Below are 7,627 nucleotides of genomic sequence, written 5' to 3' on the forward strand. Positions count from 1 at the left end.
ATGAAGGATATGGCCCCCTCTCGTCAAGTTGTTGTGTCGCAACTCAACTTTAACCGATGAGGCCCTATCCTTCATCCTTTTTTATTCAACTGTCCAACATGTATTGTACGCCTACAATTGGATTGCACTGCGAAAAAATCGTTGACTTGAACATCTCTGGGGCTTATGCTATACTTGTTTCTGTATGAATCTGCTTGCTGATGCTGGCAGTATCCATGCAGGCTTTACTCTTCCTGGGGCTGTTGCCTTTCAAAGCAATGTAGCCATTCATTGTGCCAATTTTAAGCCATCTTCGAGCCAATTCTGAGCCACTACAACTTTTTACAACTTTCCCACAACTTTTGCTCAAAACCAAACGGCGCAGGAAGGCATGAAATGGAATCAAAGCTGTATGAAGAATGTCATGAAGGTGGCGGTTTTATGGTACAACAGGCTATGTTGAAACAAGATGAAACGGTCAGAACTCAAATCCCGACCATGAAGCCGCTGGACTAAAATTCCGCAATATCTTGTGACTGAAAAAGACGGATGACGCAAGATGCGGCGGAATGGGCTTACAGCTACAACTTTTTTACAACTTTTGCTTGAAACCAGACGGCTCCAGACGGGCCAAAAGGAAGGGCAAATCCGCGTTTGAGATGCGGATTTGCCCTTTTTTCTATTTTTCACATCAGCGCTCAATTGCCTTTGCTGACGTCTGCTGGTGGAACATATCCGCGCACTGGAAGGAGGTCCCATGTTTCTTGGGAACACTGGGAAACGGGCTGGTGTTATAATCAATTTAGTTAATTAGTTAAAATATATAAACCCAGCACGGAAATCCGTGGAATATCACATGTTTTCACCAGTTCCAACACGGGAAAAAGGAGGAGTGCAGAATGAAAAAGTTATGCAAGCGAGGAGTGCCGTTGATCCTGGCCGCAGTGCTGCTGCTGGGGAGTCCGGGCATACCAGCGGCCGCAGCGGCGGCGGCGAGGGATCTGGGGGCGCTGTACGCGGCCACCGCCACCACCGTCTACACATCGGATGACGGGACGTATACCATGGAATTTAACAACGGGACCATCACCAAATTTACGGCGTTGGAGGGCTTTGACGGTGATCTGGTCATTCCGGAGATCATCGACAGCCAAGCGGTGACCGCCATCAAGGAAGCCGCATTTTCGAGGGCAGCGAGCCTGCGTTCCGTGCATATCCCGGAGAGTGTCACCAGCATCGGAAAAAACGCATTTCTCCTGTGTGACCAGCTGACCGCCGTCACCGGCGGACAGGGGGTGACCACCCTCGGGGATTCCGCCTTTGAGAACTGCTACGCGCTGAGCAGCGTGCCGGAATTTACAAAGCTGACCCAGATGGGCACGGATGTCTTTGAAGGGACGGCGCTGACCTCCTTTGTCGTTCCCCAAGGTCTTACCGTGATTCCGGCGGATACGTTCCGGGATGTGAGTGAACTGGAGACCGTCACCTTCCGGGGAGCGGTTACGGCGATCCAGCGCTTTGCCTTTTCCTCTTCCGGCCTGACCAGCATTGCAATTCCGGATACCGTAACGGTCCTGGAGAACGACGTATTCAGCAACTGCAAGAGTCTGGCCAGCGTGCAGCTGCCCTCCGGTCTCACCACCATGGGAGTGAAGTGCTTTTCGAACTGCCGTGCGCTGACGGAAATCCAGGTTCCAGCTGGGCTCACGACCCTTCCCCAGGAGACCTTCTCCAGCTGCGTTAATCTGACGTCCGTGACGCTGCCGGACAGCATTGAGACCATAGGGCTGCAAGCTTTTTCGTACTGTTCTTCCCTGACGGAAATTAAGCTGCCCCGAAATCTGACCAGCTTGCAGTATCAGGCCTTTATGTACTGTACCGCGCTGAAAGAGATCGACCTGCCGGAGGGCATTACAGTCATTGAGAGCAATACCTTCAAAGGCTGCAACGCACTGGAACGGGTAAGCATCCCCTCCACCGTGACGGAGATCCAGGACTACGCCTTTTTCCAATGCACGGCGCTGGACGATGTGGTTCTCCCGCAGGGGCTGGAGATCCTGGGGGATTGCGCCTTTGAGCAATGCGAATCTGTGCGTGCGATCACCGTTCCTGCCGGAGTTCGGGAGATCGGCAGATTTGCCTTTCTCAGCTGTCACAGCCTGACTTCTGTCACCCTGCCGGAAGGGCTGACTCTGCTGGGGATATCCATGTTCGCGCAATGTGAGAATCTAAAGCAGATCACAATTCCGTCCACCGTGACCGCGATTCCCAACAAGACATTTGATAAGTGTACCGCGCTGGAAGCCGTTGAGCTCCCGGAGAGCGTCAAGAGCATCGACTACGGGGCGTTTTCTGCTTGCTCCGCCTTGCATTCGGTTACGATCTACGGGATGAATGTGGAGATCAACAGCGGGGCGTTCAATGGTACACCCTCCTCTCTGGTGCTGTATTGCTACCCCGACAGCACCGCCGAGCAGTTTGCCAAGGACCACGGCATCACCTTTGCGTATATTGGCGCCCAGACCGAGACCTACACCCTGACCGCCCAGGTCCTGGACCCGGAGGGACAGGAAGTGGAGAGCGGCTTTGCCGTCCACTGGTACGGGGAGGACGGGATCACCGCCGCCGGCAACGGGACCACGCTGTCCGGCGTGCAGACCGGCGCGGTCTATGTGTGCGAGGCGGTGCTGGAGGATGCCCTGTCCGGACAGTATGAAACGCCTCAGCGGCAGACCGTCACTGTGGGGGAGGCGGACCAGACCGTCACCTTCCAATTGACTGCCAGGGAAGTGATCCCCCAGATCACCGTCGCCGGGCAGGTGACCGACCAGGCGGGACTTCCCCTGGCCGGCGCGGCGGTCACCCTGACCAATCCGGAGGGGGATGCACTGACCTCGGCGCTGACGGATGAGGACGGCGGCTTTACCCTGACGGATGTGCCCGCCCAAACCGCCCGCCTGCGGATTGCCCTGGAGGGCTATTACAGCAAAAACCTTTCCCTCTTCCTGAAGGATGCGGCAGAGAGCGGAAGCTGCGCCGTCGGTTCTGTGGCGCTGTATGAGACGGTGTCCGACCGCATCACTCTGACCGTGACCCGGCAGTACGCCGCCGCGGCGGGGGAGACGCCCCGCACCGAGACACTGGCCGCCTTGGGCGGCCTGACGGTCTCTCTGTCCTCCGATGACAGCGTGATCGACCCGGCACAATACGAGGTGCAGGGGAATGCGGTGATCTTCCGGCCCGGCGCGGTGCAGGCAAACCAGTCCATCACCGTGACCCTCTCCGCCTCCGACGGCGGGAGCGCGGCGACATCGGTCACCCTGGATGCTGGCCGCATGGCCGGTGCGGAGCTGACCCTGGTGGAGCCGGGCGGCTTCCGCCTGGGCACGACTACGCTTCCGGGGCAGTCCAACGTGTTGGTCTTTGACCAAAACGGGATGTTCCGGACGGTCTATACCGCCCGTACCGGCCTGGAGAGCGAACCCATGGCGGCGGGCCGCTATACGTTGGTTTTCCTCCAGAATACCCCCATGCTCCAGAACGTCCCGGATTTGAGTATGCTGGACCAGCTGGGCCTGGAGCAGGGGACGGACTACATCCGGACCGAGGTGACCGTTGCCGACGGCGTGCGCACGGTTGTGGATGACGTAACAGTGCCCGCCCTGGCGGAGGACGCCTTCTCCTATCTGGAGTCCGGCTTCCTGACGGCCAGCACCACTACCCCCGCCCAGGGAATGCAGGTCACCTTTACCGTACATGCGACCCTGAAGGAGGGCTGTCCGGCCCAGTCTTTCCAGATCTATCTGCCCGAGCAGATGGAGCTGGTGAGCGGCAGCGTCACGCTGGACAATCAGGCTACCTCTTATACCTATCAAGACAGCGTGCTGACCGTGTCCGTCCCGGATAAAACGACGGCTGCCGTCCGCTTCAGCGCGGGAGCCGCGGGCATGGGGACCGGGAAGGTCACCGCCTATGCGCGCCTCGCCACCGGGGCCCTCCAGCCCCTGGGGGCGGCCGCGCTGACGGTATCTCCACTAAAGCTGGTCCTGCCGGAGCGCACCTCTATGGAGGAGATCGTAGCCACGGGCAAGGCCGTGGCAAACAGCACCGTGCTCCTCTATGACAACGGTATGCAGGTGGCCCAAACCACCGCCAACGCGGCGGGCACCTGGACCTGCACCGTGCCGCTGTCCGGGCCGCTTTACGATTACTCCTATCACTTTATCCAGGCCGAGGTGCGCCAGAAGGATATGGCGCCCGTCCGCTCCGAGGAGAGCCTGGTCATCTATGACGAGACGGCTCCCGTCCTGACTACCGTTACCATGGTCAATCCCAACCATCTCACCGGGGAATCGGTGACGGTGCTGGACTTTGTGAACCATGCGTCGGCGATCCCTTCCTATTACTACTGGCCGGGCCACATGGACTACACCTTTGAGGTGAAGTTCAACCAGAATGCGGACACCCTGGAGGAAGTGACCGTGGTCGCTGTGGGCGGCAATGGCGAGACGGTGCGCATCCCCACCAGCTATGACGCGGAGCGCGACGCCTGGGTGGCCGCCTACGGCGGCTTTACCGAGGCAAATACCCCGGTGTCCCTGGGCGTGGAGTACCAGGGGCCGGAGAGCGCGGTCCCCTTCAGCGAAGCGCGCATCCTGGACAGCGCCGCCGAGTATGTGGAGAGCGGCCGGCCCATCGAGGACGTGTTCAGCGAGGCGGTGGCCGACGAGGAGAGCCTCCCCTTTGCCTACACCGCCGACAGCGATGAGGAGGGCAACATCACCCTCTCCCTGACGGAAAAAGAAAAAGCGGGGAACGACACGGTGGTCACCGTGGAGCTTGCGGAGGAAGCGGACGCCCGGGATCGGGACGCCCTGCTGGAGGACGGCTTTACTCCCTTTACCGCCACCAATACCCTCTACGCCAAGACGGAGATCACCTCCGACGCCTACGCGGTGACGGTGACCGACATCTTTGTGGACACCGAGGCCCAGATTCGCATCACCCAGACCAGCCGCTACAACGTGGAGGCCCCGGCGGAGACCCGGGCGGGGATCGAGACGCCCGCCACGGAGTTTGAGCAGCAGATGGAGCGCATCGCGGAGGCCTCCGGCATCCTGGGCATTGAAAACCTTTTGAATGGGGAGGGAGGCGGCTCTCTCACCATCAGTTCGGGGAGCTGGGAGACCCACAATAAGGGAACGGTGGAGACCAAGCGGGCCGAGATCGACCGGGTGCGGGATCTGCTGGAGGAGACCTGTGAGGACGGCACCCGGAGGGTGGACGCCGCCTTCTATCAGGAGGCCAGCGCCGCCCTGGACAAGCTCTGGCAGGAGGCCGGGATCTGGACGGCCAGCAGCATGCAGGTCTTTGAAAAGATGGAAAACGTGCAGTATTCCACCCTGATGCTCAAGATCCTGGTAGAGTCCCTGGGCCTGACCACCAAGCTGGACCAGAAGGAGAATTACGACAAGGTGCAGGGCATTCTCCGGCGCATCAACGAGTATACCGACCTGCGGGATCAGTGGAACTATCTCCGCATTGCCACCAACAAAATGGGCAACAACTCCGGCGCGGAGTGGCTCAACAATTTCCAGTGGCAGAACGACGGCTTCCAGGTGACTTACTTCCGCTATGACGGCAACCCCGACAACCTGGAGGGGGTCACCGACGAGGAGCGGGATTGGCTGTACCGCACGCTGGAGAGCCAGGGACTGGAGGCCTGCCTCTATGTCCAGTTCAGCAACGTCAATTACTCTGGCTCCGGTTCCGGCGGCGGGCGGAGCCGCAGTCTGGACACCCTGGAGCAGATCGAAGAGGAGATCAAAAAGCACCAGAAGGACTGCGATGAGCCCAAACCGGACCCCGATCCCAAGCCGAACGGCAACGGGGACTCCGGTAAAGAAGAGCGGGAGCTGCGGCCCATCTTCGACCCCTCCGGCTATGTGTACGAGGCGGTGCCCTCCAACCGTCTGGAAGGCGTGACGGCCACCGTGTACTACCAGAACGAGAGCGGCGGCGAGGTCCAGTGGGACGCCGCCGACTACGACCAGATCAATCCCCAGATCACCCAGGCTGACGGGGCTTATGCCTGGTTCGTCCCTACGGGCCAGTGGAAGGTGCGTTTTGCCAAGGACGGATACCTGCCCGCCGACAGCAGCGGCGTGTCCGCCGCCGTTGGGAATACCCAGAACGAGGGCTGGCTCCCGGTGCCGCCGCCCCAGTTCGAGGTGAACGTGGCCATGGTGTCCGCCGCCGCGCCCGACGTGGAGCGTGTTGTGGCTTACACCGACCGCATCGAGGTGACTTTCAGCCAGTACATGGACATCGAAAGCGTAACGGACGCCATTTCCTTGGCCCGGGACGGGGAGAACCTCTCTGTTGCCGTGGAAGCCCTGGACGCCGAGTACGATCTGGAGGGGAACCATCTGTACGCCACCCGGTTCGCCGCGACCCCGGCAGACGGAGATTGCACCGGGACACTGACCATTTCCGTGCAGGCGAAAAACTACGCCAACAAGGCCATGACGGAGGCATATACCACAACCCTGACCGCCCCGGTCCAGCGGCCTACCGCCATCACGGCGGGGGACTGCTCCCTGGTCCTTCATGAGGAGGGCGCCCTGTCCCTCGCCCTTGTGGGCGGCGCGGCAGGGACCACCCTGACGGTGGAGAGCCTGATGCCCAGTCTGCTGACCGTCTCCGGGCAGAGCGTGACCACCGGCGCGGACGGAACAGCCGCCGTTTTCCTCACCGGCAATCTGCCCGGTGTGGGACAGATTCGGGTCACCGAGCCCCTCTCCGGGCTCTCCGAGACCTTTGACGTGACCATCGTCATGACCGAGGCGGACCTGCCGGAGGAGGTCAAGCCCGAGCCGGTGACTGCGGCGCTGAGCGACGGCGCCGCAGTCACCACCGGCATGACGGTGGAGCAGGGAGCCAGGATCACCCTGTCCACCGCCACCGAGGGGGCGACGATCCGGTACACCCTCAACGACACCTGCCCCTGCACAGAGGAAGCCCTCACCTACACCGGTCCCATTTCCATCACGGAGGACACAGTGCTCCGGGCCGCCGCCTGCAAGGACGGCGTGTACAGCGACACCATCCGGCTGGAGCTGACCGTAAAGACCGGGCAGCCCGGCGGAGGCGGTTCCTCCACTGGCGGCGGGGGCGGCGGAAGCGTGGATATCGGCGAGGATGACACCCCGCTGGAGTCCGCGCCCAACGATATTTTTACCGAAATTACCGGCCACGGAACCATCAAGGTTACGCCCGACCATGCCGGCACGGGAGACACCGTGACCATCACGGCGGCCCCGGATGACGGCTATGAGCTTCATACCCTCACAGTCACCGGGCAGAGCGGCGATCCGGTGGAAATCCGGCCGCTGGGCGGCGGAACATATACCTTCCTCATGCCGGAGGGAAAAGTTACGGTGGAAGCCAACTTTACGGAGGCGGCGGATTTTCCCTTCACGGATGTGGAGCCCAGCGACTATTTCTACGGTGCCGTGGCCTGGGCGGTGGAAAACGGCGTCACCTTGGGGACCTCTGAGACGGCGTTCAGCCCCGATGTGGTCTGCACCAGGGCCCAGGTGGTCACGTTTTTGTGGCGGGCTGCCGGCAGCCCCCAGCCCCGGACGGC

At 60.9% G+C, this 7,627-nt stretch carries 1 protein-coding gene; it reads left to right on the forward strand.

Going from position 1 to position 7,627, the window contains the following annotated elements:
* Positions 1-878 precede the first annotated feature (878 nt).
* Positions 879-7,627 (forward strand): leucine-rich repeat protein (locus tag H7U37_RS13885; protein ID WP_204876614.1); only part of this gene is annotated, 6,749 nt, incomplete at its 3' end.

This window comes from Pseudoflavonifractor phocaeensis, assembly GCF_016901735.1.
In the GTDB taxonomy this organism is placed as follows: Bacteria; Bacillota; Clostridia; order Oscillospirales; family Oscillospiraceae; genus Pseudoflavonifractor_A.